This is a genomic window from Saccharopolyspora sp. NPDC002686 (assembly GCF_040295745.1).
Lineage (GTDB): Bacteria > Actinomycetota > Actinomycetes > Mycobacteriales > Pseudonocardiaceae > Saccharopolyspora > Saccharopolyspora oryzae.
Genome location: NZ_JBEOVY010000033.1, coordinates 1 through 26,275 on the forward strand (window position 1 = coordinate 1; position 26,275 = coordinate 26,275).

General features: G+C 69.7%; 15 protein-coding genes. 14 read left to right on the forward strand and 1 reads right to left on the reverse strand.

All coding sequences use genetic code 11. The annotated features are described in order from the left end of the window. Window positions 1–147 precede the first annotated feature (147 nt). The 4 genes from ABTZ89_RS06855 (at window position 148) to ABTZ89_RS06870 (ending at window position 5,322) form a co-directional block, all read left to right on the forward strand. Window positions 148–960: an amino acid ABC transporter permease gene (locus tag ABTZ89_RS06855; RefSeq protein WP_351041168.1), complete on the forward strand. Its 813-nt coding sequence runs from the start codon at window positions 148–150 to the stop codon at window positions 958–960. Then, window positions 957–1,727, forward strand: coding sequence for an amino acid ABC transporter ATP-binding protein (locus ABTZ89_RS06860; protein WP_351041124.1), 771 nt, complete (start codon window positions 957–959; stop codon window positions 1,725–1,727). Before ABTZ89_RS06855 ends, ABTZ89_RS06860 begins: the two co-directional genes overlap by 4 nt. A gap of 302 nt (window positions 1,728–2,029) precedes the next feature. Further along, a complete protein-coding gene (locus ABTZ89_RS06865) occupies window positions 2,030–4,303 on the forward strand; it encodes an oxidoreductase (RefSeq protein ID WP_270950474.1) in 2,274 nt (757 codons plus the stop codon). Between the two features lie 161 nt (window positions 4,304–4,464). Beyond that, window positions 4,465–5,322, forward strand: a complete 858-nt coding sequence (locus tag ABTZ89_RS06870) for an SGNH/GDSL hydrolase family protein (RefSeq protein WP_351041127.1) — start codon at window positions 4,465–4,467, stop codon at window positions 5,320–5,322. 45 nt (window positions 5,323–5,367) lie between these two features. Here the strand turns inward: ABTZ89_RS06870 and ABTZ89_RS06875 are convergent, their stop codons facing one another. After that, on the reverse strand, window positions 5,368–7,464 hold the full coding sequence (locus ABTZ89_RS06875; protein ID WP_351041130.1) for an AfsR/SARP family transcriptional regulator: 2,097 nt from the start codon (window positions 7,462–7,464) through the stop codon (window positions 5,368–5,370). Window positions 7,465–7,637: 173 nt separating this feature from the next. Here ABTZ89_RS06875 and ABTZ89_RS06880 point away from each other — a divergent pair, with 173 nt between their 5' ends. The 10 genes from ABTZ89_RS06880 to ABTZ89_RS06925 all read left to right on the forward strand — a co-directional run bounded on the left by ABTZ89_RS06880 (window position 7,638) and on the right by ABTZ89_RS06925 (window position 26,108). Beyond that, window positions 7,638–8,063 carry a hypothetical protein gene (locus ABTZ89_RS06880; RefSeq protein ID WP_270950470.1) on the forward strand — a complete coding sequence of 142 codons (426 nt, stop codon included), beginning with the start codon at window positions 7,638–7,640 and terminating at the stop codon, window positions 8,061–8,063. 55 nt (window positions 8,064–8,118) lie between these two features. Beyond that, window positions 8,119–9,774, forward strand: coding sequence for a PPE domain-containing protein (locus ABTZ89_RS06885; RefSeq protein ID WP_351041133.1), 1,656 nt, complete (start codon window positions 8,119–8,121; stop codon window positions 9,772–9,774). Then, window positions 9,771–10,532, forward strand: coding sequence for an ESX secretion-associated protein EspG (locus ABTZ89_RS06890; RefSeq protein ID WP_351041136.1), 762 nt, complete (start codon window positions 9,771–9,773; stop codon window positions 10,530–10,532). The genes ABTZ89_RS06885 and ABTZ89_RS06890 overlap by 4 nt, the downstream gene beginning before the upstream one ends. A 20-nt stretch (window positions 10,533–10,552) precedes the next feature. After that, window positions 10,553–11,368 carry a type VII secretion target gene (locus ABTZ89_RS06895; RefSeq protein WP_351041139.1) on the forward strand — a complete coding sequence of 272 codons (816 nt, stop codon included), beginning with the start codon at window positions 10,553–10,555 and terminating at the stop codon, window positions 11,366–11,368. A 79-nt stretch (window positions 11,369–11,447) separates the two neighbouring features. Continuing rightward, the gene (locus ABTZ89_RS06900) at window positions 11,448–12,044 is read left to right on the forward strand and encodes a YbaB/EbfC family nucleoid-associated protein (RefSeq protein ID WP_351041141.1); all 597 of its coding nucleotides are present in this window, start codon (window positions 11,448–11,450) and stop codon (window positions 12,042–12,044) included. Window positions 12,045–12,089: 45 nt separating this feature from the next. Next, window positions 12,090–13,823 carry a WXG100-like domain-containing protein gene (locus tag ABTZ89_RS06905; RefSeq protein ID WP_333778281.1) on the forward strand — a complete coding sequence of 578 codons (1,734 nt, stop codon included), beginning with the start codon at window positions 12,090–12,092 and terminating at the stop codon, window positions 13,821–13,823. 97 nt (window positions 13,824–13,920) lie between these two features. After that, window positions 13,921–15,597 carry a WXG100 family type VII secretion target gene (locus ABTZ89_RS38920; protein ID WP_502949515.1) on the forward strand — a complete coding sequence of 559 codons (1,677 nt, stop codon included), beginning with the start codon at window positions 13,921–13,923 and terminating at the stop codon, window positions 15,595–15,597. Window positions 15,598–15,638: 41 nt separating this feature from the next. After that, window positions 15,639–16,172: a type VII secretion system-associated protein gene (locus ABTZ89_RS06915; RefSeq protein WP_270950465.1), complete on the forward strand. Its 534-nt coding sequence runs from the start codon at window positions 15,639–15,641 to the stop codon at window positions 16,170–16,172. A gap of 168 nt (window positions 16,173–16,340) precedes the next feature. Next, window positions 16,341–21,158: an RHS repeat-associated core domain-containing protein gene (locus ABTZ89_RS06920; RefSeq protein ID WP_351041144.1), complete on the forward strand. Its 4,818-nt coding sequence runs from the start codon at window positions 16,341–16,343 to the stop codon at window positions 21,156–21,158. A 195-nt stretch (window positions 21,159–21,353) separates the two neighbouring features. Further along, window positions 21,354–26,108 carry an RHS repeat-associated core domain-containing protein gene (locus tag ABTZ89_RS06925; protein WP_351041147.1) on the forward strand — a complete coding sequence of 1,585 codons (4,755 nt, stop codon included), beginning with the start codon at window positions 21,354–21,356 and terminating at the stop codon, window positions 26,106–26,108. Window positions 26,109–26,275: the final 167 nt, after the last annotated feature.

Genomic DNA, 26,275 nt, shown 5'->3' on the forward strand with positions numbered 1-26,275 from the left:
CCGGTCCCGCGGCGGCTGATGCGCACATGGCCTCCGCCGGGCTGCGATTGGTCACCCTCCCCCTGGAACAGCCGCTCGTCGAGGCTGGATCCCGGTGAGACACAGGAGCATTCGATGACAACCGAGACCGAGCGGCCCACGAGCAGGATGGGCCGACGACAGCGAGCGAGGCTGAGCCGCGGGATCCAGTACGGCGTGCTGGTCGCCGCGCTCGCGGTGCTGGCAGTGGTCGCCGACTGGGGGCAGATCGGCCGGGCGTTCTTCAACGTCGAGGTCGCCAAGGCGCAGTTCCCCGACGTGATCACCACGGCGCTGGTGAACACCATCATCTACACCGCCCTGGGCTTCGCCTTCGGCTTGGCGCTGGGCATCGTGCTGGCGCTGATGAAGATGTCGTCGGTGGGGCCGTACCGGTGGATCGCCACCGGCTACATCGAACTCTTCCGCGGTCTGCCTGCGCTCCTGGTGTTCATCGCGCTGGGCTTCGGCGTGCCGATCGCCTTCCAGCTGCGATTCGACATCTACTCCACGGTGATGCTCAGCCTCGGTCTGGTCGGCGCGGCCTACATGGCCGAGACGATCCGCGCCGGCATCCAGGCCGTGCCGCGCGGCCAGGTGGAAGCCGCGCGCTCGCTGGGCATGTCCCCGGCGCGCACCATGATCACCGTGGTGATGCCGCAGGCGTTCCGGATCATCCTGCCGCCGCTGACCAACGAGCTGATCCTGCTGACCAAGGACTCCTCGCTGATCTACCTGCTGGGCCTGTCAGCCGACCAGTACGAGCTCGCGAAGTTCGGTCGCGGTGCGCTGAACCAGTACCAGTCGCTGACGCCGATCCTGATCGCCGGCCTGTGCTACCTGATCATCACCATCCCGCTGTCCCGGGTTTCGAACTTGCTGGAGCGCAAGTACGGCAGCGGTGTGCGGACCAAGAGCGGCCACGGAGGTGCCGGGGCATGAGCGACGTGATCATCGAGATCTCCGGGTTGGGCAAGTCCTTCGGTTCGCTTGAGGTGCTGCGCGGCATCGACCTGCAGGTCGAGCGCGGCGAGGTGGTGTGCGTGATCGGGCCGTCCGGGTCCGGCAAGTCCACCCTGCTGCGCTGCGTGAACCTGCTCGAGGAGCCGAGCGCGGGCAAGGTCGTGGTGCAGGGCACCGAGCTCACCGATCCGGACACCGATCTGGACGGCGCGCGGCGGCACATCGGCATGGTGTTCCAGCAGTTCAACCTGTTCGCGCACCTGTCGGTGCTGGAGAACCTGACCGTGGCGCAGCGCAAGGTGCTGGGCCGGGACAAGAAGACCGCGGAGAAGACCGCGCGGGAGAACCTGGACCGGGTCGGGCTGGCGGAGAAGGCCGACTCGATGCCGGCGCAGCTCTCCGGTGGTCAGCAGCAGCGGGTCGCCATCGCGCGGGCGCTGTCGATGAACCCGAAGGTGATGCTGTTCGACGAGCCGACCTCGGCGCTGGACCCGGAGCTGGTCGGCGACGTGCTCGGCGTGATGCGCCAGCTCGCCGACGAGGGCATGACGATGCTCGTGGTGACCCACGAGATGCAGTTCGCCCGCGAGGTCGCCGACCGCGTCCTGTTCATGGACGGCGGCGGCATCGTCGAGCAGGGCGACCCGGCCGACGTCATCGGCAACCCGAAGGAAGAGCGGACCCGGACCTTCCTGGCCCGCGTCCTCGACCCCACCCACACCCATTCCGAGGCCCCGGTCGAGTGACCGTGCGCAATTTCAATGGAAATCGGACGTCTGATTTCCATTGAATTTGCGGAAGTTGTCCACAGGAGCGGGTAGTTGTCCACAGCCCCCGGTGCGTCGGTGTCCGACGCGCCGGGGGTTGGTGCTTTCGGGGGAACGCGGGGCGTCGCGGGGGTTTCACGTGGAACTTCGCGTTGGGCCGTTCGGTTGCACCGCTGGTCCGTTCGCAACCTTCTGGCGAGATCACACGTCGGAGTTGGTGGGGTCGTTGATCGACTACCTTTCGTGTGGAACGACGGAATTGGACACGTTCGGGGGAACTGGTGGCGGTCGTCAAGCCGTGGGAGAGCAACGGTCCGTTGACCGCTGCCGAGCAGCGGTTCGAGGAACTCCTGCGGCAGAGCAGGAGCGACCGCGGGGCCCCCGACACCGGCGCGCCGCTGGACGTGCACGCCGTCAACCACGACCCGGAGCAGGTCATCCGCGGCGAGTACCTCAGCCGCCGCCTGGTGGAGTCGCTGGACGAGCCCGGCTGGCGGCCGTTCTCCCGCCGCACCGGTCAGCAGCCGGTCATCGCCATCGAGAACGCGGTGATCACCGGCCGCCTCGACCTGCGCGCCACCGACCTGCCCTACCTGCTGGAGTTCGTCCGCTGCCGGTTCGAGCTCGTCCCCGACCTGCGGCAGGCCAAGATCGCCGGGCTCGTCCTGTGGCACTGCAGCCTGCCCGGCCTCAACGCCCGGAACCTCAGCACCAGCAACGACACGGTGCTGCGCAACTGCACCAGCACCGGCGGCATCGACCTCGCCGACGCGCAGCTGGGCGGTTCCCTGCTGTTCAACGACAGCGAGCTGCGCAACCCCGGCGGACGCGCCATCTACGGCGACCGGCTGTCGGTGTCCGGCGCGCTGATCGGGCTGCGGGTGCAGGTCCGCGGCGAGATCCGCATCCCCGGCGCGAAGGTCGGCGGCAACCTCACCCTCTCCGGCGGCACGCTGCGCAACCGCGGGCGAACCGCGTTGAACGCCAACGGGATCCAGATCGGCGGCAGCCTGCGCTGCGACGTCGACCCGACGAGCGGGCGGCCGCTGAGCGTGGCCGGGGTGATGTTCATGCCCAGCGCGCACATCGCCGGCGACGTCCGGCTGCGCGACGCGGTGCTGGAGCCCGGCATGATGCCGCCGCGCCGCGGCGAGTCCAAGCACGACGACCCGACCAGCACGCTGATCTTCGACCGCGGCGACATCCGCGGTGACGTGCAGATAGACCAGAACTTCCGCAGCGGCGGGACGATCCGGATGGTCAGCGCGCGGATCGGCGGCGACCTGCGGATGGCCGGGGCGAGCATCGACCTGGGCTGGTCGCGGTCGGCGAAGGCCGCGGTGGAGCAGCCGCTGCGCGCGCTGCACATCGACGGCACCGAGATCCTCGGCAACGTGGACGCCTCGCGCGCCGACCTGCACGGCCAGGTGCGGATGGTCGACGTGCAGGTCTACGGCAGCTTCCAGCTGAACCGGGCGCGGCTGCGCGGGCCGCGCACCGACGTGGTGCAGGCCAGCCGGATCAAGGTGGGCAGCAACCTGGACTGCCGGGACACCGAGATCGCGGGTTCCCTCCAACTGCAGGGCGCCCGGATCGGCGCCAACGTCGACCTGCGTTCGGCGCAGCTGACCAAACCCGCCTGGCACCGGCACAAGCTGGCCTACAAGCCGTCGGTGGACCTGCGCGCCGCGCAGATCGCGCGCGACCTGGTGTGCGCGTCGGGCGGTCGGCCGTTCCTGGCCGAGGGCGAGGTGCAGCTGCGGCGCGCGCAGATCGGGCGGCAGGCGAACTTCTACGGCTGCCGGCTCGGCGACGGTTCCAGCCGCAACGCGATCAACGCCTTCGGCCTGGTCGTGCAGGAGTTCACGCTGCTGCCGGAAACCGCGCCGCAGGGCCGGATCATGCTGCGGCAGGCGCAGTGCGAGCTGCTGGCGGACAACGCGGCGCTGTGGGCGGCGTCCGGTGGCGTGGACGTCGAGGACTTCACCTACGACAACTTCACCGAGACCATCGAGCCGACCGACCGCGCGACCGTGGTCGAGCGGCTCGGCTGGCTGCGCGCCAACTCCGGCGGCCGGTACCAGCCGGGGCCCTACGACCAGCTGGCGAAGGTGTTCCGCGGCAACGGCAACGAGGAGCACGCGGTCACGGTCCTGATCGAGAAGCAGAAGCGCCGCTACCAGGCGATCGCGGCGGCGACTCGGCCGGTGTTCCGCCTGCCGGTGCGGTTGTGGAGCACGTTGCAGCTGATCACGGTGAGCTACGGCTTCCGGCCGCTGCGCGCGCTGATCTGGTTGGTGCTGCTGACCGCGGCGGGCACCAGCTGGTTCAGCTTCCACCAGCTGCACCCGATCAACGAGGAGGACCACCCGGTCTGGAACCCGTTCCTGTACACAGTGGACCAACTGGTGCCGATCATCAACCTCGGCCACGACGTGATGTGGCGGGCCGAGGGCAACTCGGAGTGGATCACCGTCGTGCTGATCGCGGCGGGCTGGATCCTCGCCACCACGGTCGCCGCCGGTATCACCAGAGCTCTCCGCCGCGACCAGTAGCCGTCACCCCGGGGGTGGCGCTACGCGCCGCTGCCATTCGGACGCAGGTGGATACGGCTGTTCGAGGGTGCCACTCGATGATCGGGTGAAGTATCGGGCCATCGTGGATCTTCCGTGCTAGATCAGGTCTGCCCAGTCCTCGCCACGGCACGGAGGTTCGCGTGGTCCGGTTCCCTCGTCTCACCCAGCTCGGCGTCGCCATGGCCGCCGCCGCAGTCGTCCTCGCCCCGACAGCGCACGCGGTCACCGACGACGTCGAGTACGTCGCGATGGGCGATTCCGCCGCGGCCGGTCCGCTCATCCCCGACCAGGATCCCGACCTCAACTGCTTCCGCTCCGAGAAGAACTACCCGCGGGTCGCCGCGGAGCTGATCGGCGCGAAGCTGACCGACGTGACCTGCTCCGCCGCGAAGATCAGCGACTTCTCCACCAAGCAGTACGGCGTGGTGCCGCCGCAGTACGACGCGCTCAAGCGCAGCACCGGCCTGGTCACCGTCACCATCGGCGGCAACGACGTGGAGCTGGTGCAGGCCGCCGTGTCCTGCCTGAACCTGCTGCCGGAACCCGCGGGCAGGTCCTGCAAGGACCGCTTCACCGCGGGCGGGCGCGACGAGCTGGCGGAGCGGATCGACGCGCTGGCCCCGGAGGTCGACGGGATGCTGGAGCAGATCGAGGCGCGGGCCCCGCACGCCGAGATCGTGGTCGTCGGCTACGGCACCTACCTGCGGCCCGGCGGCTGCTACCCGATCCAGCCGGTGTGGGCGAGGGACGCCGACTACATCCAGTCCAGTGTGGACAAGCTGAGCGCGATGCTGCACGAGCGCGCTTCAGCGCACGGCGCCGAGTTCGTCGACCTGGCGGAGGTGAGCCGCGGGCACGACACCTGCGCCGCGCCGCAGGACAAGTACTACGAAGGCGTCATCCCGACGTCGATGGCGGCCCCGCTGCACCCGAACGCCAAGGGGATGCAGGCCTTCGGCGAAGCCGTCGCGAAGGGGATCCAGCACGCGGATTCATGACCGCACGAACGGAAACGCCCCCGTGCCGGAGCGCGGGGGCGTTTCTCATGAGGCCAGATCTCCGCAGAGCTGGACGGAGAAGGCCGCTTGCGCCCGCACGTCGCCCAGCTCGCCCGCGATGTTCAGGCCGCAGTACAGCACCTCGAGCTGAGCCGCGCGGTCGCCGAGCCGGTGGTGGAAGCGCTCCAAGGACAGCGCCAGGTGGCAAGCCCGCGCGTGCTCGTCGCGCAGGATGGCCAGCCCGAGCATCTTGTGGAGGTTGGCCTCCTCGGTCCGGAACCAGCGGATCGCCGCCTGCGCGTTCGTGATCTCGGGGAGGTCCACCGGCGGCGGACCGGTCCAGCGGCGCCACGGCGAGTCCGAGATGAACCGCAGCCCCCGATCCGCCGCGTGCAGGTAGAAGTCCAGCAGCCGGTTGAACGCGGCGTTGCGCTCCCCGTCCGCCTCCTCCGCCGCGATCGCGGTGGAGTACAGCCGGACCAGCCCGGGCCACAGGTAGCGGCCGTCGTCGGTCTCGTGCAGCAGGTGGAACGCCGCCATCCGCTCCAGCTGGACGAAGCTCTCGTGGATCGTGGTGCCTGCGAGCGCGGCGGCGGTGAAGCAGTCGACGGTGCCGCCGGGGTGCTCGGCCAGCAGCCGGAACAGCCGGGCCGCACCGCCGTCGAGCCGCTGGAAGCTGCCGGTCAGCGCGGTGTGGACGCCTTCGCCGGAGTCCGGCAGCGAGAGCTTGGCCAGCCGGTGGCGGGGGTCGGCGGAGGTGTCGAGCAGCGAGCGGATCGTGCGCTGCGGCGGCCCGGCCGCGCGGGCCGCGGCGATCCGCAGCGCCAGCGGAAGCCGGTCGCACAGCTCGGCCAGCTCCACGGCGGCCTCGGACTCGGCGTCGATCCGCTCGGGACCGAGCACGAACCGGAGCACCTCGACCGACGCCTCGCGGCTCAGCGGCGGCACCGCGACCCGCACCGCTCCGGCCATCACGGCGAGGCCGTCCATCCTGCTCCGGCTGGTCACCAGCACCGCGCAGCCTGCCCCGGGCAGCAGCGGCTTGACCTGCGCGGCCGAACTCGCGTTGTCCAGCACCACCAGCACCCGCCGGCCCGCCAGCGTCGACCGGTACAGCGCCGCGCGTTCGTCGGGGTCGGAAGGAATGCGCACGTCGGGGATGCCGAGCGCGCGGAGGAAAGCGCTCAGCACCTGGCCCGGCTCCACCGGTTCGGTCTCGCTGAACCCGCGGAGGTCGGCGAACAGGCAGCCGTCGGGGAAGCGCTCGGCCGACCGGTGCGCCCAGCGCAGCGCGAGCGCGGTCTTGCCGACCCCCGCCGGGCCGGTGATGACCCGGACGTCGCCGTCGCCGCGGCGGCGGTCCAGCTCCGCGAGCTCGGCCTCCCGGCCGACGAACCCGCTGTTCTCCCTGGGCAGCTGCCACGGCACCGCGGTCGGTTCCGGCTCCTCCGAGCTGAGCACCGTCTGGAACGCCGCTTGCAGGCCCGGACCCGGGGTGACGCCGAGCTCTTCGCTGAGCCGGGACCGCGTCTCGTGGTAGACGTCGAGCGCTTCGGCCTGCCGTCCGGCCTGGTGCAGGCTCAGCACCAGCAGTTCCACCAGGGGTTCGCGCAGCGGGCGCATCGCGACGGCCTCGCGCAGCGGGTCGATCCCCTCGTCCGCGCGGCCGATCCGGTGCAGCCGCCAGGCCAGCTCGTGCACCGCGTTGATCATCGACTCGTCCAGCCGGTCCACGACCTCGCGGCGCAGCTGCTCGGCGGCGACGTCGGCCAGCGGCGGGCCGCGGTGCAGGGCCAGCGCGGTGTCCAGCAGTTCGACGGCCTCGGCGTCGGGTGCGTTGCGGGCCGCGGCGACCAGGTCCTCGAACTGCGTCATGTCGACCGCGGCGCGCGGCGCGAGCAGCTGGTAGCCGGGTGCGCGCGTGACGACCTCGACGCCGTCGCCGAGCTCCCGGCGCAGCTTGGCGATGTGGCCCTGCAGCGCGGCTTTGGCGGTGGGTGGCGGCTCGCCCTCCCACGCGATGTCCATCAACCGGTCCGCGGACACCACGCGGTTCAGCTCGATGGCCAGCGCGGCCAGGATGCTGCGCCGCTTGGCGGCGCCGATCGCGGTCGCGTGGCCGTCCGCTCGCAGCAGTTCCACGGGTCCCAGCAGGCGAATCCGCAGCTGTGGTGGTTTCCTTCGAGAAGACATCCGCTCATTTCGAGTGCTCCGCCGGACGTACCCGCCACCCTCCCCGATGTGTTGGCGGGACGTTGGGCCGACGTTGGCGACGCCTGTGATCATAGTGCGGTGTTGTTGTGTCTGGGGGACTCATGAGCGAAGCCGAGGAAGTTCAGGCGTCTCGCACGCTGGCCCGTTCCGCCGCAGGCATCAAGCAGTTGCGCCAGGCGGTGGAATCGCAGAACTTGCGCCTCGAACCCGAAGCGGGCAAGCAGCTCCGCGAAGCGCTCGAAGACCAGATGTCCACAGTGGATGAATGGTTGAAGCGCGCCGCCGGCCTCACCGGGAACGCGCCGCTCGGGCAGAACCCGGTCGGCCAGGCGATGGCGGTGAAGTTCGCCACTCGCGCGCAGGGCGGCGAGAACTCCTTCACCGACGTGCTGACGCAGTACCGCGCGGTCGTCGAAGAGGCGCGCGACGCGATCGTCGAAGCGATGCGCACCTACCGGGACGCCGACGAGCACGCCGCGGACGACTTCCGCAAGATCGCGGACGCCGCGTTCCAGAACCGCACGTGATGGGTCGGGCGACGCTGGGGTGCGCCCGCCGCAGTCGAGGGGATGAAAGCCGCAGATGACCCAGCCGAACGCCAGTCCGGACAAGCCGGACATCGTTCTGACCGAGACGCAGAACTGGGCCTCGCGCAGCCACGAAGAGCTCTACGCGGCGGTGCACACCGACAACGACCCGGGCCGGGTGGGCCAGCTGTCCGACGACTGGAACGCGCTGAGCCGGGACATCGCCGAAGCCGCTCAGCGCATGTCGGAGAAGGTGCGGGGCACCGAGGCCGGCTGGCAGGGGCAGGCCGCCGACGCGGCGCGCGCCGCGATCCAGGAGCTGACCGACTGGAACATCAAGGCCGGTGACACGGCGGGTTCGCTGGCGGCGCGGATCTCCACGCAGGGCCGGGTCATGGAGGTCGCCAAGACCGAGATGCCGGAGCCGGTCAAGGGCGTGGAAGGGCTGCAGGCGGCGGTCATCGGTGCTTACGCCACCAACGACCTCGAGAGCTTCACCAAGGCCACCACCGACCTGCAGGCCCACCAGGCCAAGGCCACCAACGCGCACGAACGCGCGGTCCAGGTCATGACCAACATGGAAGCCCAGTCCCGCACCATCGACAGCGAGACCCCGCGCTTCACGCCTCCGCCGAACCCGGTGACCCAAGAGCGGATGCAGGCCCGGATGGCCCAGATGGCCCCCATGGCCGCAGGTGGCGGGGGACAGCCGCTCGAACCGAAGCAGCAGGGCCAAGCACCGGCCGCCACGACCCCGGAGGGCGTGTCGCCGGCGGCGGCGAACGGGCCCGGTGGGGTCGACGGTCCGACGAAGATGATGCCGAAGCTGGGCGACACCCCTGGTGGCCCTGGTGGCCCCGGTGGGATCGGTGGCGGTCCCGGCGGGATCGGCGGCGGGCCTGGTGGGATCGGCGGCGGGCCTGGTGGCGGAGTCGACGGTCCGACCAAGGCGATGCCGATGCCGAAGCTGGGCGACGGCCCCGGCGGTGGGTTCGACGGTCCGACGAAGGCGATGCCGAAGCTGCCTCCGCTGGGCGACGGCCCCAGCAGCACATCTCCGCAGAGCACGAGCCCGCAGAGCACGACGCCGCAGGGTGCGAACCCCAAGATGCCGCCCCTGCCGCAGATGGGCGGCCCCGGCGGCGATCACACGTACCAACCGCGGCCGTACGGCATTCCGGACGGCGTGTCCCCCACCGGCCCCGGTGCGCGTCGGCCCGGCGACCCGAACAGCCGCGGTGGTGGCGGCTGGCAGGGCCAGATCCCGCCGATCCCGGGTGGTCCCGGCGGCACGGGGCCTGGCGGAACCGGCCCCGGCGGCGCTGGTCCTGGCGGTGGCGGCCCCGGCGGATTCCGCGGCGGCCCGGGTGCGGTCCCCGGCCTGGGTGCCGGTGGCGGCGGTGGAGCCGGAGGCGGTGCCGGTGGCTCGTCCAACCTGGCGCCCGGCGGTTCCTCGGGTACCGGCAGCACGGGTTCTGGTGGACCCGGCGCCGGCCCCCGCGGCATGGGCGGCGGCGCCGGGCAGCCCGGCATGGCCGGAGCGCCGGGCATGGGCGCCGGTGCGATGGGCAACCGCGGTGGTCGCGGCGAAGACGACAAGGAACGCAGCGCCAAGTACGTCCAGGGCGGCCAGATCGTCGAGGTGCCGGGCGCCGACCTGCCGCCGCCGGTGATCGGTGAGGGCAAGAAGAAGAAGCGGGACCAGGGATGATGACGACAACGGCGCCGGACTTCGCGCTGACCGCCGCGGAGTACGACCTCGTCACCGGAGCTCTGGGCCACGGTCGCCCGCAGTTCCCGCTCCAGGTGCCCAGCGTGGGCCGGACGATGGAGGAACGCGCCGACCTCGCCGCCGACGCGTTCCGCTCGCTGGCCGACCGGGGCATGGCCTCCGGCGACCAGCTCGACGACCGGCTGGCGGGTCTGCTGCAGCTGATCGTCGACAACGACACCTCGGTGGACGTGGTCGGCTACGTCGGCGAGCCGGTCCAGGCCCTGGCCGCGGTCACCCGCCGCGCCGGGGTGCTGGCGCAGCTGGTGGCCGGCGAGCTGTGGCTGACCGAGATCCGCCCGACCGCGCTGGCGATGGCGGCGGTCGGCGTGCTGCCGCCCGGCCAACCCGGCATGAAGCCTGCGCTGTCGGTGCCCAAGGAGCAGCTGAACCGCGCGCTGGACGAGGACGAGGACGACCCGTTCGGCGGCGACTACGACGACGAGACCGCGCTGGTGCGGGCGGGCATGTCCGGCCAGGACGCCGCGGTGCTGGCCGAGCTGGTCGAAACCCGCGTCGGTGGCGGGCAGTTCGGCGTCACGCACCGGGGGCAGCGGTCGTCGACGCTGGTCACCTGGTTCGACACCAACGAGGGCCGGTACCTGATGGTCAGCGAGCGCTCCCACGTCAGCATCGCCCCGGCCGACAACCGCCGCATCGAGCACCGCCTGGGCGAAGTCCTGGCGAAGCTCGACTGACGAGCTGAAGAGGACCCACCATGACTTTCCAGGTCGAAGCAGAGGACCTGACCGCGCACGCCAGCCACCTGGAGGCGCTGACCGACCGGGTGGACACCGCGATCTCCGCCGCCGAGCAGGTCAGCATGGACGACGAGGCCTACGGCCTCCTGTGCTCGTTCCTGCCGCCCATCATCAACCCGATGGAGGAGGAAGGCCTCAACGCGCTCAAGGCCGCCAAGGAAGGCATCGCCACCACGGCGGACAACGTCCGCCAGACGGCCAAGGAGTACCAGGAGACCGACGAGGCGGGCGCGGACAACTTCTCCCAGTTCGACGACGCCGTGCGGGTGAACGATTCGGCCGTCGCGCTGCGCGGGGTCGAGAGCACGGGGTCCAGCTCCTCGCCGAGCGGATCGACCTCGGCCTCCTACGAGCCCGCGATGCAGGGACGTCCGGCGTCCGGTCCGGTGATGGACTCGGAGCCGCGGCAGTTCACCGCGATGAATGCGCCGGAGGGCAGGCAGCTGGCGGAGCCGCAGCACGCGCCGATGGAGCCGAAGCAGTTCACGCCGATGAATGCGCCGGAGGGCAGGCAGCAGGTCGAGCCGCAGCACGCGCCGATGGAGCCGAAGCAGTTCACGCCGATGAATGCGCCCGAGGGCAGGCAGCTGGCGGAGCCGTTCCAGCAGGCTGAGCCGCGGCAGTTCACGGCGATGAACGCGCCGGAGGGCAGGCAGCGGGTCGAGCCCTTTGAGCAGGCTGAGCCGATGGAGCGGGACGTGGTCCAGGCGACGCCCGTGGAGCCGGCGCAGCGCCCCACCGCGACGTACCAGGGCGACCTCTACTCGAGCTGAGCCGCTGACGTCGAACCGCCACCCCGGGTCGGGGGCAGCAAGCGGATCGCAGATTTAGAAGTCCTTTGGAGGTAGTGCAATGCCGGGCCAGAGCCAGGGCGGGTTCGCTTCGATCGGGGCGGACCCCGACGAGGCGGAGCGGCGGATCCAGGAGTGGGCGAAGGGATTCGAGGAGAAGGCCCAGCGCTACCAGGCAATCCAGGCCGAGACCGAGCAGCTGCGCCTCACCGCGGCCAGCTCGGACGGCCGCGTCAAGGTGACGGTGCGCGCCGACGGCAGCATCACGGACTTGGAGCTCACCGACAAGGTCCGCTCGATGCCGCCGTCCGAGCTGGCGTCCCAGATCCTGTCCACGATGCACAAGGCGCAGTCCGACATCGCCGGCAAGGTCGGCGAGACCATGACGGCCCACCTCGGCGACGAGGACCGGGAAACCCGCGCGATGATGCTGGACAACCTGCGCGAACGCTTCCCGGAGCAGCCCGAGGACGAGGAGCCGGAGCTGGAGACCTCCTCGAAGTGGGACGGCCCGGCCGAGGAGGAGGACCACACGCCTCCGCCGCCCGCACCTCCGGCCGCCGCGCCGAATCCCCCTGCGGCACCGAAGAAGAAGCCCGCCTTCGAGGACGAGGACGACGACGAGTTCGGCCCCGACTTCGACCCGCTGCGGGACTGATCCCCGCCCGACCCGACCACCAGTTACCCGGCCCCGGAGTGTGCAGTGACCAATCCGCTGATCGCTGAGCGGAAGGATTCGACGCAGGATTTCAGCGGAGTCCCCTTGCTGGAGTCGGTGAACGACACCAAGCAAGCGATCGAATCCGGCGACTGGGCCGCGGGAATCATGGGTGCGGCGGGCACCGGCCTCGAGGCACTCGGTGCGGTGATGGACCCCTTCGGGACGATCCTCGCCGCGGGCGTCGGCTGGCTGATGGAACACGTCGGTCCGGTCTCCGACGCCCTGGACGCGCTCACGGGCGATCCGGACGAGATCCAAGCGCACGCGGAGACCTGGTCGAACGTCGCGGCGGAACTCGGCGAGATCTGCACCGACATGACCAACCTGGTCAACAGCGACACCCAGGGCTGGCTCGGCGAAGCCGGCGATTCCTACCGCGCCCGCAGCGAAGACACGACCGCTCTGATCTCGGCTGCCCAGGCTGCGGCTGATGGTGCGTCGAACGGGATCAGCACGGCCGGTGAGGTCGTGGCGATGGTGCGCACGCTGGTTCGCGACATCATCGCCGAGCTGGTCGGACGCCTGGTGTCCTGGGCGTTGCAGGTGCTCGCCACGCTCGGGATCGCGATGGCGTGGGTGGTGCCGCAGGTCGTGGCGGCGGTGGCGAAGACGGTCACCAAGATCGCTGATATCACCACGAAGTTGGTGCGGGCGATCGGCAAGCTCGCCCCGATGCTCAAGAAGCTCGGAGACGGCTTCGGCGACGTCAAGAAGGCGCTGAGCAAGTTGAACGCCGGTGGCGGAGGAGCTCCCAAGCCCAAGGGTGTTTCGCCGGCGCCGAGGCCCACGTCCGAGCCGGTCAAGCCGATGGGGTCGGCCTCGACGCCGGCGTCGACCACGTCCATGAGCACGGTCCCGACACCACCGGCGAACGGCGCGGATTTCGCTTCGCCGCGCGGGGTGTCGTCGACCGGCGGGTCGCACGGCGGCGGTTGGGGCGGCGACCTCTTCGGCTCGCCGTCCCGCAAACGGTCCGGCGGCGGCTCCGGGGCCACGTCCCGCAGCATGAACTCCCGATCGCTCGGCGGTTCCCACGACGGGCCGAGCAGTGGTGCGAATCGTCCAGCGGGGATTCCGCCGAACGCGTCGCCGGTCGACCACCCCGATCTGGGGATGAACAACGGCAACATCGATCCCTCCCACTCCAGCTACGAAAGCACGATCACGGTGAACGGTGTCGATCACAAGATCGTGAGCACGCCGATGACCAAGCTCGAGGGCTATCACGGGGTCAAGCCGGAGGGTTATCAGTCGGTCATGGACAACGGCGTGCAGCGGCCTGACGGTCGGGCGGGAAACAGCGCGGACGATTGGAAGGCCTGGTACCTCACGGACGACCAGACCAGTGCGGCTGACTACTCCTACAACTCCACCGCGCCCGGCGCTGTGATCAAGTACGAGACCCCGGGCCCGGTGACGGTGCACGACGTTCCGCCCGCGCTGGTCGACAACAACGGGCCGGGCGGCATCACCGATCCCGCGCACATGGCGGCGATGAAGCAGCACTTCGGGATCGGCGACCAGCCCCTCATGGACGGGTTGGCGCAGAACAACGGCGTCATCAAGACCTCGGACGGTCCGGACAACCCGTCGGAGTTCATCGTCCCCTGGGAAAATGCCGCCGGTGGGAAGTACTCGGTTGCCGGTTACCCGAACCTGATGGGCGACTTGAAGCCGAAACCGAGCAGCGACAACGGGCTTCACGGGAAGATCTGAAGGAGAGTTGGAACCGCGGGGTGAGCAGACGATCGCGGGCCATTTCGTGCATGACATGACAACCGTCCTTTTCGGACGTTGACCTGGGAGTTCCGCAGTGACGAACCCGTTGATCGCTGAGCGCCAGGATTCGACGCAGTCGTTCAGCGGTGTGCCGATCCTGGAATCCGTCGACGAGACGAAGAAGGCGATCGAGTCCGGCGACTGGGCGTCCGGTGTCATGGGTGCGGTGGGCACGGGCCTGGATGCGCTCACGATGGCGCTGGATCCCTTCGGGTCGATCCTCGCCGCCGGAGTCGGCTGGCTCATGGAGCACGTCGGGCCGCTGTCGGATGCGTTGGACGCGTTGACCGGCGACGCCGATCAGATCAAGGCGCACTCGGAGACGTGGAAGAACGTCGCCACCGAACTCGGTGAGATCAACACCGAGATGGCCAACATGGTCAACAGCGATGTCGCCGACTGGTCCGGGGCCGCGGCGGATTCCTACCGGCAGCGCAGCGAGGACACCGGGAAGCTCATCGAAGCGGCCAAGAAGGCCGCCGAAGGCGCCTCGGACGGCATCGGCACCGCAGGTGAGGTCGTCGCGGCGGTGCGCACCCTGGTGCGCGACATCATCGCCGAACTCGTCGGTCGCCTGATCTCCTGGGCCTTGCAAGTCCTGGCCACGCTGGGCATCGCGATGGCCTGGGTGGTCCCCCAGGTCGTGGCGGCCGTGGCCAAGACCGTGGCCAAGATCGCTGACGTCACCACGAAGCTGGTCAAGGCGATGAAGGCCCTCTCGCCGCTGATCAAGAAGCTCAAGGACGGCTTCGGCGATGCGGGCAAGGCCCTGAAGAAGATCAAGAACGACAACGGCACCGCCCCCAAGCCGAACCCGACCCCACCGCCCAGCAGGGGCGGCAACGGCCCGGGGGGCGGGTCCCCGCGTGGCGGCCAGGAAAGCAGCCGGGGCATGCGTGAGGATTCCGACTCCTCGCCCGGCAGCACGATCCCGCAGACGAATTCCGCGCCGCAGCCGAGTCCGACGACTTCGGCCTCCACCGGCGGGAACACCTCCGCACCGCCGGCCAGCTCCGCCCCCACCCAGCCGACGGGGAACACCCCGCAGCCCACGGTGCTGACCGGGAACATCTCCGACGGCAAGGGCGGGAAGAAGCCGCACAGCGTCACCCCGGACAAGGTGCAGTCGATCCCGCTGAAGGACGACAAGGGGAACACGGTCGGGATCTCGTTCCCGAGCAAGGCGGAGGACCCGAAGAAGGTCGGCAGCTGGGCGGGCAAACCCATCCGGAACAGCGACAACTGGTACAACAAGAACCGCAACAGCAAGGACTCCAATTTCCCCGAGACGAAGGCGGACGCGCCGTGGAAGGGGAAGCAGCCGTTCTACGTCCACGCTCACGCCCAGCCCAAGGGCTACATCGTCAACGTGAACACCGCTCAGCCCGGACAGCCTGCCAAGTGGGAGAAGATGGGGCTCACCGGTGATCAGTACGGGCAGCTGGTGTCGAGCAACTCCCATTTCCAGGCGGCGTCGAAAGCGGACCCGAACCGGCCGATCGTGCAGATGTCCTGCCAAGCGGGAAGTCCAGCCGGAAACGCGGCGCAGACGTCAGCGGACGCCATCCGCAACGCGGGCCATTCCGGCGACGTGTACGCGCCCACCGGGAAGGGATTCCGGAAGCCCGACGGGAACGAGAGCATCTACGGGGTGGGCCCCGGTGTGGACAGCAGCGGCAACCCCGTCGCTGGCGAGTTCAAGAAGTTCTAGCATTGTTCAGCGGGACGAGCAGGTGAAGAGGAACAACGGCCATGGATGACTCAGCCCGCCCGAGCCCGGGCAGCGATCGGGACGACTGGGCGGTGTTGCTCGACCCGGCGTGGCAGCCTCGGTTCGACGGCGACCAGCCGCCGCCGCACGCGATCGCCGGGGGCTGGCCGTTGGCGACCGATGGGAGTCGCGGCCGCTTCGAGCCGAACCCCGATTTCGCGCCGGCCGATCCGGCCAATCCGACGGACCCGGTGGACGCGGTGCTCCGGTTGATCGCCGAAGGACGCACGAAGGTCGACGAGCTGATCCCGGCGGTGCGCGACGCGGTGCTGGAGATCGCCCTGTCCGCGGACGGATATCCGCTCGTCGGCCCCGCTCCCGACGACGTGCCCTGCGTCGCCGTGGTGACCGCGCCGCTGCACCGCAAGGACATGGATTCGGTGGAGCTCTGGGGATCCCTCACGGCCGAGGGCCTGCTCGAGCTGCTGCCGCCCGACACGGACATCCTGCTCAACCCGGAAGGCCCGGCCCCGGTGCGCCTGGCTGCCAGCGCGCTCCGCGACAGCTTCGCCTGACCGCTCTTTCGCGGAGTTCGCCGGTTCGGTGCGGCCGAGCGCAACAGCGCTGTTCGCTACGGCTGCCGAGTCGGCATGCGCGAATCGATGAACCGCAACAGCGCCTGGGTGCGTGTAGTCCACGACCTGGTGTCTGTCCTGTTTGAACGTTGATTTTGGAGTGCTGCTGTGACGAATCCGTTGGTCGCCGAGCGGAAGGATTCGACGCAGTCGTTCAGCGGTGTGCCGATCTTGGAGTCGGTGAACGACACCAAGCAGGCGATCGAATCTGGCGACTGGGCGTCCGGCGTGATGGGTGCGGTGGGTACCGGCCTGGATGCGTTGACCATGGCGATGGATCCGTTCGGGTCGATCCTCGCTGCTGGTGTGGGCTGGCTGATGGAGCACGTGGGCCCGCTGTCGGATGCGTTGGATGCGTTGACCGGTGATGCCGATCAGATCAAGGCGCATTCGGAGACGTGGAAGAACGTCGCCTCCGAGCTGGGCGAGATCAACACCGAGATGGCGAACCTGGTCAGCAGCGATGTCGACGGTTGGACCGGGGAAGCTGCGGATTCCTACCGGCAGCGCAGCGAGGACACCGCCAAGCTCATCGAGGCGGCGCAGAAGGCCGCTGAGGGCGCGTCGAGCGGGATCGGCACGGCGGGCGAGGTCGTGGCGGCGGTGCGGAGCCTGGTGCGCGACATCATCGCTGAGCTGGTCGGTCGCCTGATCTCTTGGGCGTTGCAGGTCCTGGCCACGCTGGGGATCGCGATGGCTTGGGTGGTTCCGCAGGTAGTCGCTGCGGTGGCGAAGACGGTCGCGAAGATCGCTGACGTCACGACGAAGCTGGTCAAGGCGATGAAGGCCTTGGCGCCGCTGGTGAAGAACCTCGAAAAGGGCTTCGGCGACGCGGGAAAGGCTCTGAACAAGATCAAGGGTGGCAGCGGCGCAGCCCCGAAGCCGAAGAGCTCGCCCGCCCCGACCCGGTCGATGGGCAACGACGGCCCGACCCCGAACAGCAGCCCGGACTTCCCGGCGCCGACCAGGTCGATGTCCAACGACGGCCCGGCGTCCACGTCGTCGATGTCGCACAACGGACCGAACCCGGGCTCCCCGGGCAACGGCCCGGCGCCCAACTCGGTCGACGGTGGTCCGACGCCTAGGTCGATCTCGAATGAGTCGCCCGCCCCGTCCGGCGGCACGAGCAAGTCCCGCGGCATCGGCGGTGATCTGCGGAAGGCGTCCAGCGATGCGCAGACACCGAGCCGGAACGTCGGCAACCGCCGGTGCGAGACCGACCCGGTCGACATCGCCACCGGCGAGATGGTGCTGGCGCAGGTCGACGTGGAGATCGCCGCCGCGCTACCGCTGGTCCTGCGACGCACGCACCTGTCCTCGTACCGGGTCGGCCAGGCCTTCGGCACTTCTTGGGCGTCCACATTGGACCAGCGGCTGGAGGTCGGGAGCGCAGGTGTCTCCTTCGCCGCCGACGACGGGAAACTGCTGTTCGCCCCGACGCCGGAGCTGGGCGCGACGGTGCCGTTCGCTGGCTCGCCCAACACGCTCACCAGGCACGACAACGGCGGTTACACGGTCGTGCTGGTCGGCGAGCAACAGGCGCTGCACTTCGCTCCGGGCGACGAGGTCCTGCCGCTGACCGGCATCACCGATCGCAACCACAACCTCGTCCACTTCGAGCACGACGAGGCGGGCACTCCGGTCGAGGTCCGGCACAGCGCGGGCTTCCGCATCCGGGTGGAGACCGAAGACGGCCTGGTCACGGCGCTGCACCTCCGCGGCGCGGCCAACGGCGACGACCTGCCGCTGATGCGGTACGCCTACACCGACCGGCGGCTCACCTCGGTGATCAACGCTTCCGGCCAGGCGCTGGAGTTCGACTACGACGCCGAGGGCCGGATCGCGGGCTGGACCGACCGGAACGGCATCTGGTACCGCTACACCTACGACCAGGCAGGACGTTGCGTGCGCACCGAGGGTGCCGGCGGTTTCCTCAACGGCACGTTCGAATACGCCGACGACGTCACGCGCTACACCGATTCGCTCGGCCACACCAAGGCCTTCCACCTCAACGACGCGAAGCAGACGGTCCGCGAGGTCGATGCGCTGGGCAACGAGACGGTCTTCGCGTGGGACGACCACGACCGCCTGCTCGCCCGGACCGACGCCCTGGGCCGCACCGTCGAGTACGACTACGACGACGCGGGCAACATCACGGCCATCACCAGGCCCGATGGCAGCCGGCAGCTGATCGAGTACGACGACCGGCGGATGCCGGTGACGTTCGTCGACCCGGACGGTGCGATCAGCCGCCGCGAGTACGACGAGAACGGCAACCTGATCAAGGTGACCGACCCCGCCGGCGCCGTGACGACCTACGCCTACGACGAGCGGGGTTTGCTGGCCAGCATCACCGACGCGCTGGGCAACGTGCGCCGGATCGGAACCGACGCCGCCGGCCTGCCGGTTTCGGTCACCAATCCGCTCGGCGCCACCACGACCTACCGCCGGGACGGCTTCGGCCGGGTGACCGAGGTGACCGATCCGATCGGCGGCACCACCAAGTTCGGCTGGACCGTCGACGGTCGGACGGCCTGGCAGACCCGGCCGGACGGCAGCACCGAGCGCTGGATCCGCGACGGGGAGGGCAACGTCCGCACCCGGGTCGACCAGCTCGGGCAGACCACGACGACCGAGACGACCGCTTTCGACCTGCCGTCGGTGGAGATCGGTCCGGACGGCTCCCGGCGGGAGTTCCGCTACGACACCGAAACCCGTTTGGTCTCCGTCACCAACGAGCAGGGCCAGGTCTGGCGGTACGAGTACGACGCCGCCGGAAACCTGGTGCGGGAGACCGACTTCGGCGGTCGAGCGGTGTCGTACCGGTACGACGCGGCCGGGCAGCTGGTGGAGCGCACCAACGGCGCGGGCGAGACCGTCCGGTTCACCTACGACCTGCTCGGCAACCTCGTGGAACGCCGCACCGCGACCACGACGTCGACCTTCGCCTACGACCCGATGGGGCGGCTGATCGCCGCCGAGAACGACGCCACCCGGGTGTCGTTCGAGCGCGATCAGCTCGGGCGCGTGCTGACCGAGACGGTCAACGGTCGCACCGTCGCGTCCGCCTACGACCCGCTGGGGCGGCGAGTGCGGCGGCGGACGCCGTCGGGCGCGGAGAGCGTCTGGGAGTACGACGCCGCGGATCGGCCGGTCGCGCTGCACACCGCCGGGCGCACGCTGGGGTTCGACTACGACGTCGCGGGCCGCGAAGTGCAGCGCACGCTGGGAACTCGCGTGCTGCTGGCGCAGAACTGGAACGCCGACCACAAGCTGTCCTCGCAGACCCTGATCGGCGGCGACCGCATGATCCAGCAGCGGTCCTACGCCTACCGGCCGGACGGTGCGCTGGTGGGCGTCCGCGATCAGCTCAGCGGAGACCGCACGTTCGACCTCGATCTCGCAGGGCGGGTCACCGCCGTCAACCGGCCACAGTGGACCGAGCGCTACGCCTACGACCCGGCGGGCAACCTCGCGCACGCGGAATGGCCGGTGTCGGGCTCTCCGGAGGACGCGGCGGTGGGCGATCGGGCCTACGCGGGAACCCTGATCACCCGAGCTGGAACCACCCGGTACACCCACGACGCCGAAGGTCGCACCACCTCCCGGAGCCTCCAGCAGGCGGCCTGGAACTACACCTGGAACGCCGAGAACCAGCTCATCGGCGTGGTGACCCCGGACGGGCAGCGCTGGCGCTACGTCTACGACCCGCTCGGCCGCCGCGTCGCCAAACAACGCCTCCACCCGGACGGCAGCATCGCCGAGCACGTCGACTTCACCTGGGACGACAGCCTGCTCGTCGAGCAGGTCCACAACGGCACGGACGCCACCGTCTGGGAGTGGGCACCCGACAGCTACCGCGTGCTCGCGCAGACCGAACGCCGGACGACGCCGAACGCGCCGCAACGATGGGTCGACCAGCGCTTCTACGCCATCGTCACGGACCTCGTCGGCACCCCGGCGGAACTGGTCGACCCGGACGGCAACCTCGCCTGGCACGTGGACACCACGCTCTGGGGAACCCTGAAGGCACCGGCCGGTCACGCCTGCACGCCGCTGCGGTTCCCCGGGCAGTACCACGACCACGAGACCGGTCTGCACTACAACCTCAACCGCTACTACGACCCCACCACCGGTCGGTACACCTCCGGCGACCCGCTCGGTCTAGCCCCCTCGCCGAACCCGCACGCCTACGCCCCGAACCCCACCGGCTGGATCGACCCGCTCGGCCTCATGAACTGCAGCGCTGGCGGTTCCAACGCTGGTGGTGACAGGGGGCTGAACAACCCGCAGTTGCGGCCGAATCCGCAGCGGCCGCAGTGGATGTACCGGGGTGACACGCGTCCGGTGAACGGGCCTGACGGGCTCTTCCAGAACGGGATGACGTCGTGGGGCAAGAACTACGACATGCCGCACCACGTGCACGGCGGTCGCGGGGCCAACGATTCCGGCTACGTCTCGCTCACCTCCGATCCCAACGTGGCGCACCAGTTCGGGTTGTCCCCCGACGGCGGCCCCGTCATCAGCAAGGACGGCAACCACTACATCTCGATGTCCGGGCAGGTCCTGAAGGTGCAGTCCACGGACAACTTGATCCACACGGGTTCGCAGAACCTCCCGCCGGACCTGGCGCAGCGGATGTCGAAGCAGAGCGAGTGGGACGCGGTGCACCACGTCGCTCCGGAGAACATCCACAGCTCGGTGTCCGTTCACGGCTACTTCCGGCAGAGCAACGACCAGCGATTCGCCCTGCCCGGCTCCTTGACGACGACCGAGCACGTCAACCCCAACTTCGTCCCGAACCACCCCGGCTACAACCCGCACGCCGATCCGAACAGCGGTTTCACCCCGAACACCGATCTCAACCTCCGGCCCTCCGATGTGGACCTCGGAGACCCCGGGCCCTCGAACCGGTCTCGCCGGTAGTCCGCGAACGAGGCGGAGGTCGTCCGGATCGCCGGTGTGGCGAAGTCCCCCGTTTCGCCACACCGGCAACGGGTTGTGGTGCACGATCGAGGTGATCGGACCGACTGCGGATCTTTGAACCGCGGACGTGCCCGGATCCGTGGAGTGCACGACCCGAGCTTCGCCCTTTCCGAACGCTGACTTTGGAGTGACGCGGTGACGAACCCGTTGGTGGCCGAGACCAAGGATTCGACGGAGTCGTTCAGCGGGGTCCCGATCCTCGAGTCGGTCGACGAGACGAAGAAGGCGATCGAGTCCGGTGACTGGGCGTCCGGGGTCATGGGTGCGGTGGGTACCGGCCTGGATGCGCTGACGATGGCGATGGATCCGTTCGGGTCGATCCTCGCCGCCGGTGTGGGCTGGCTGATGGAGCACGTGGGTCCGCTGTCGGATGCGCTGGATGCTCTCGCCGGTGACGCCGATCAGATCAAGGCGCACTCGGAGACGTGGAAGAACGTGGCCTCCGAGCTCGGTGAGATCAACACCGAGATGGCCAACATCGTCAAGAACGATCTGGCCAACTGGACCGGGGAAGCCGCGGACTCCTACCGGAAGCGCAGCGAGGACACCGGAAAGCTCATCGAGGCAGCGAAGAACGCGGCTGAGGGTGCGTCCGATGGGATCGGCACGGCGGGTGAGGTCGTCGGGGCGGTGCGCAGCCTGGTGCGCGACATCATCGCCGAGCTCGTCGGCCGCCTGATCTCCTGGGCGCTGCAGGTCCTCGCCACGTTGGGCATCGCGATGGCTTGGGTCGTGCCGCAGGTCGTCGCGGCGGTGACGAAGACGGTCGCGAAGATCGCCGATGTGACCACGAAGCTGGTCAAGGCGATGAAGGCGCTGACGCCGTTGATCAAGAAGCTCAAGGACGGCTTCGGCGAAGCGGGCAAGGCCCTGAACAAGATCAAAGGTGGCAAGGGCGGCTCCAACACCAAGCCCGACAGCCCGGCCCCGACCCGCTCGACGGGCAACGACGGGAATGGCTCCAGGGGCGGTTCCGGCGACAACTCCACCCCGAACCGCTCGAACGGCAACAACGATCCGGCGTCGACTCATTCGCAGAGCACGGGTGGTTCATCCGACCGGTCCGGGGGAAGCAGCGGTTCGCAGGGCAACAGCGGTTCGCAGGGCAGCGGCGGTTCGAACGGTGGATCGGTGACCACCGGTCCGACGGGGAGCCGGGGCCTGGGCGGCGGCGGGTCCCGAGGGGGCAGGTCCTCCTCGAACGGTTCTCGTTCCCTGCGAGACCAGAACTCCAACCCGCGCTCGGTGGACAAGTGCACCACGGTCGGCGACCCGATCGAGGTCTCCACCGGTCAGATGCTGATGAGCCAGGTCGACGCGGAGTTCCTCGGTGCGCTGCCGCTGGTCTTCGAGCGGACCCACTTCTCCTCGTACCGGACGGGCCGGTGGTTCGGCGACAGCTGGATGTCCACGTTGGACCAGCGCTTGGAGGTCGACGCCGACGGGGTCAGCTTCGCCTCGGCGGACGGGACGCTCCAGCACTTCCCGCACCCCGCCGTCGGCGGATGGTCGGCCAGCGACCAGGGGCCGTCGCGGCAGCTCGGTCGCACCGAGGACGGCGGGTACGTCCTGGTGGACAAGGAGCGCAATCAGCTGCTGCGCTTCGCCCCCGAGGACTCGGTGCTGCCGCTGACCTCGATCACCGACGACAGCGGCAACTCGATTGCCTTCGTGCACGACGATTCCGGGGTCCCCGTCGGGATCCTGCACAGCGGTGGCTACGTGGTCCGGATCGAGGTGGCGGACGGACTCGTCGTCGCGCTGCACTCGGTCGCAGGCGACGGCACCGAGGTCGAGCTGATGCGCTACCGCTACCGCGACTCCCGGCTCACCGAGGTCGTCAACGCTTCGGGCGAGCCGATGCGGTTCGAGTACGACCAGGCGGGCCGGATCACCGGCTGGACGGACCGCAACGGTGAGTGGTTCCGCTACATCTACGACCACCAGGGCCGTTGCGTGCGGACCGAGGGCTCGGGCGGGTTCCTCACCGGAACGCTGGAGTACGACACCGAGAACCGGATCACGTACTCCACCGATTCGCTGGGCCACTGCACCGCGTTCCACCTGAACGAGGCCGGGCAGGTGATCAGGGAGATCGACCCGCTCGGCGGCGAAACGACGTCCGAGTGGGACTCCGCCGATCGCCTGCTGAAGCACACCGACCCGCTGGGCCGCACCACCGCGTACGAGTACGGCGAGTACGGAAACCTGATCTCGGTCACCAGGCCGGACGGGACCCAGACCCGCCGCGAGTACGACGAATCCGGCCGTCCGGTGGCGTTCATCGACCCCGACGGCTCGGTCACCCGCTACGAGTACGACGAGCGCGGGAACCTCGTGCGGATCACCGATGCGGTGGGGGCGGTCACGAGCTACGCCTTCGACGAGCTCGGCAACGTCGTGAGCGTCACCGATGCCCTCGGCAACACGCAGCGGATCTCCGTCGACATCGCCGGGCTGCCCGTGGCGCTCACCGATGAGACGGGCGCCACCAGCAGCTCCGACCGGGACCAGTTCGGCCGCGTCATCGCGATCACCGACGAGATGGGCGGCGTGCAGCGCTTCGGCTGGACCGTCGGTGGCCAGATCGCCTGGCGGCAGGACGCCACCGGTGCCGTGCAGCGGAGCTCCTACGACGGCGAGGGCAACGAGCGGTCCCAGACCGACGCGCTCGGCCGCACCACCAGCACGGAGTTCACGCACTTCGACCTGGTGGCGGCGGTGACCCGTCCGGACGGCTCCCGCCTGGAGTTCGGCTACGACACCGAGACGCGGCTGACGAGCGTGACCAACGAGCTCGGGATGGTGTGGCGCTACACCTACGACGCGGCCGGGAACCTGGTGCAGGAGACCGACTTCAGCGGCGTCACCACCCACTACCGGCGGGACGCGGCCGGGCAGCTCGTCGAGCGTTCCACCAGCGCGGGTGAGGTCCTGCGGTTCCGCTACGACCTGCTGGGCAACGTGGTCGAGCAGACCGACGGCCGCACCACCACGACGTTCAGCTACAGCCCGTCCGGGCTCCTGGTGGAGGCCGTGAACGCCGACAGCCGGGTGTCGTTCCAGCGCGACGCGCTGGGCCGGATCACCGCGGAAACGGTCAACGGCCGCACCGTCACCTCCGAGTACGACCTGCTGGGGCGGCGGATCCGGCGGCGGACCCCGTCCGGGGCCGAGAGCGTGTGGGAGTACGGCGCGGACGGGAACCCGGTCGCGCTGCACACCACCGGCCGGACGATCCGCTTCGAGTACGACCGGATGGGCCGCGAGGTCCGGCGCGTGCTCGGTTCGGGCGCGGCCGTCGACCAGACGTGGACGCCGACGGGCCGGATCGACTCGCAGCTGATCACCAGGGCCGGCGGGGAGCGCGTGCAGCACCGGTCCTACGCCTACCGCGCCGATGGCGAGCTCGTCGGGGTGCACGACCAGCTGACCGGGCCGCGCGAATTCGTCCTGGGCGCAGGCGACCGGGTCACCGCGGTCCAGGGCTCCGGCTGGTCGGAGCGCTACGACTACGACGCGGCGGGCAACCTGGTCAACGCCTCCTGGCCGACCGGCGAGCAGCAGCTCGGCCGGCGGGACTACCAGGGCATGCTGGTCCGCAACGCCGGGAACATCGGCTACGCGCACGACGCTCGGGGGCGCCTGGTCCGGCGGCAGTTCATGCCGACGGCCGAGAGCTTCCAGTTCTCCTGGGACGCCGACGATCGCCTGACCGAGGTGCTGACGCCAGGCGGGGCTCGCTGGCGCTACCGCTACGACGCGGTGGGGCGGCGGATCGCCAAGGAGAAGCTCGGGCCCGACGGCCGGACGGCCGTCGAGCGGATCGACTTCGCCTGGGACGGGATCAACCTGGTCGAGCAGGTCGCGTTCGACGGGTCCGCGCCGCGCGGCCGGGCCACGGTCTGGGAGCACGCCCCCGGCTCGCTCCACCCGCTGACGCAGAGCGAGCGGGTGCCGGGCGGACCGCAGGGGTGGGTCGAGAACCGCTTCCACGCCATCGTGACCGACCTGCTCGGCACCCCGACGGAGCTCGTCGACGACCGGGGCGGTGTCCTCCCGGTGAACCGGACGCCTCTGTGGGGAAGTTCCGCGACGAGCGGACCCACGCCGCTGCGCTTCCCCGGCCAGTACTTCGACGAGGAAACCGGCCTGCACTACAACTTCTTCCGGTACTACGACCCGGTGCTCGCCCGCTACCTCAGCCCGGACCCGATCGGCCTCGACGCGGGACCCAACAACCACGTCTACGTCGGCAACCCGAACTCCTGGTGCGACCCGCTGGGGCTGGCCGGGTGCAAGACGAAGCCCAAGCTGAACGACAACGAGAACAAGACCGGTCCGGCTTGGCAGAAGGCGGGCGGCGACAAGGACGTCTTCCGGAAAACTCGCGAGGAACTCGCCGACCACATGCGCAAGAAGCATCCGCAGGTCACGAATCACATCCTCAACGGCGATATGAAGGACCCCAAGGGCAATGTGATCAAGGACGACAAGGGCAAGGGTGCGGTGGGCGGACTGCACGTCTACAAGAACGGGGAACTCCCGTCCCACGTCACGCAGACCACCAAGCCCGATACCAACATCACCCGCATCGGGAGCGAGAACAAGGCCCACGAGATCTGGCACAACAGGCCGGGGCAGACCAACCCGGCCAAGTGGAGCACCATGTTCCCGAAGGACTGGGACCCGAATCGGGCGCTGGCCCACGTCGCCGCGTCGAACCCGGAGAAGTTCGGGGTGGCGGACAAGTTCGGCCCCGCTGGCAGCGGCAAGATCTCGCAGGCCGACTTCCTGAACAGGAACAGCGGCGGCCAGAAGTTCGGCATGTCGACCTTGGGAGAAGGGGCGGAAGCCACCGGGTTCCCAGTGCGGAGGGGTGGACGTTAGGTCCGCGTCAAGAAGGCCATCTACAAGGACGCAGGGCTGAAGGAGCACCTCGACATCGCCCGTCCCGGCGCGGGCAAGGCGAACGAAGGCACCTACTACCCGAAGATGGCCGACGACGCCGGGGACTCGGGCGGCAAGGGCAAGGGCCGCCGCCGGTGACGTGCGGC

Excerpts from the sequence above, each read along its gene's own strand:
- ABTZ89_RS06900 (WP_351041141.1), top strand. The coding sequence starts at position 11,448 with ATGCCGGGCCAGAGCCAGGGCGGGTTCGCTTCGATCGGGGCGGACCCC.
- ABTZ89_RS06860 (WP_351041124.1), top strand. The coding sequence starts at position 957 with ATGAGCGACGTGATCATCGAGATCTCCGGGTTGGGCAAGTCCTTCGGT.
- ABTZ89_RS06895 (WP_351041139.1), top strand. The coding sequence starts at position 10,553 with ATGACTTTCCAGGTCGAAGCAGAGGACCTGACCGCGCACGCCAGCCAC.
- ABTZ89_RS06890 (WP_351041136.1), top strand. The coding sequence starts at position 9,771 with ATGATGACGACAACGGCGCCGGACTTCGCGCTGACCGCCGCGGAGTAC.
- ABTZ89_RS06855 (WP_351041168.1), top strand. The coding sequence starts at position 148 with ATGGGCCGACGACAGCGAGCGAGGCTGAGCCGCGGGATCCAGTACGGC.
- ABTZ89_RS06885 (WP_351041133.1), top strand. The coding sequence starts at position 8,119 with ATGACCCAGCCGAACGCCAGTCCGGACAAGCCGGACATCGTTCTGACC.
- ABTZ89_RS06915 (WP_270950465.1), top strand. The coding sequence starts at position 15,639 with ATGGATGACTCAGCCCGCCCGAGCCCGGGCAGCGATCGGGACGACTGG.
- ABTZ89_RS06880 (WP_270950470.1), top strand. The coding sequence starts at position 7,638 with ATGAGCGAAGCCGAGGAAGTTCAGGCGTCTCGCACGCTGGCCCGTTCC.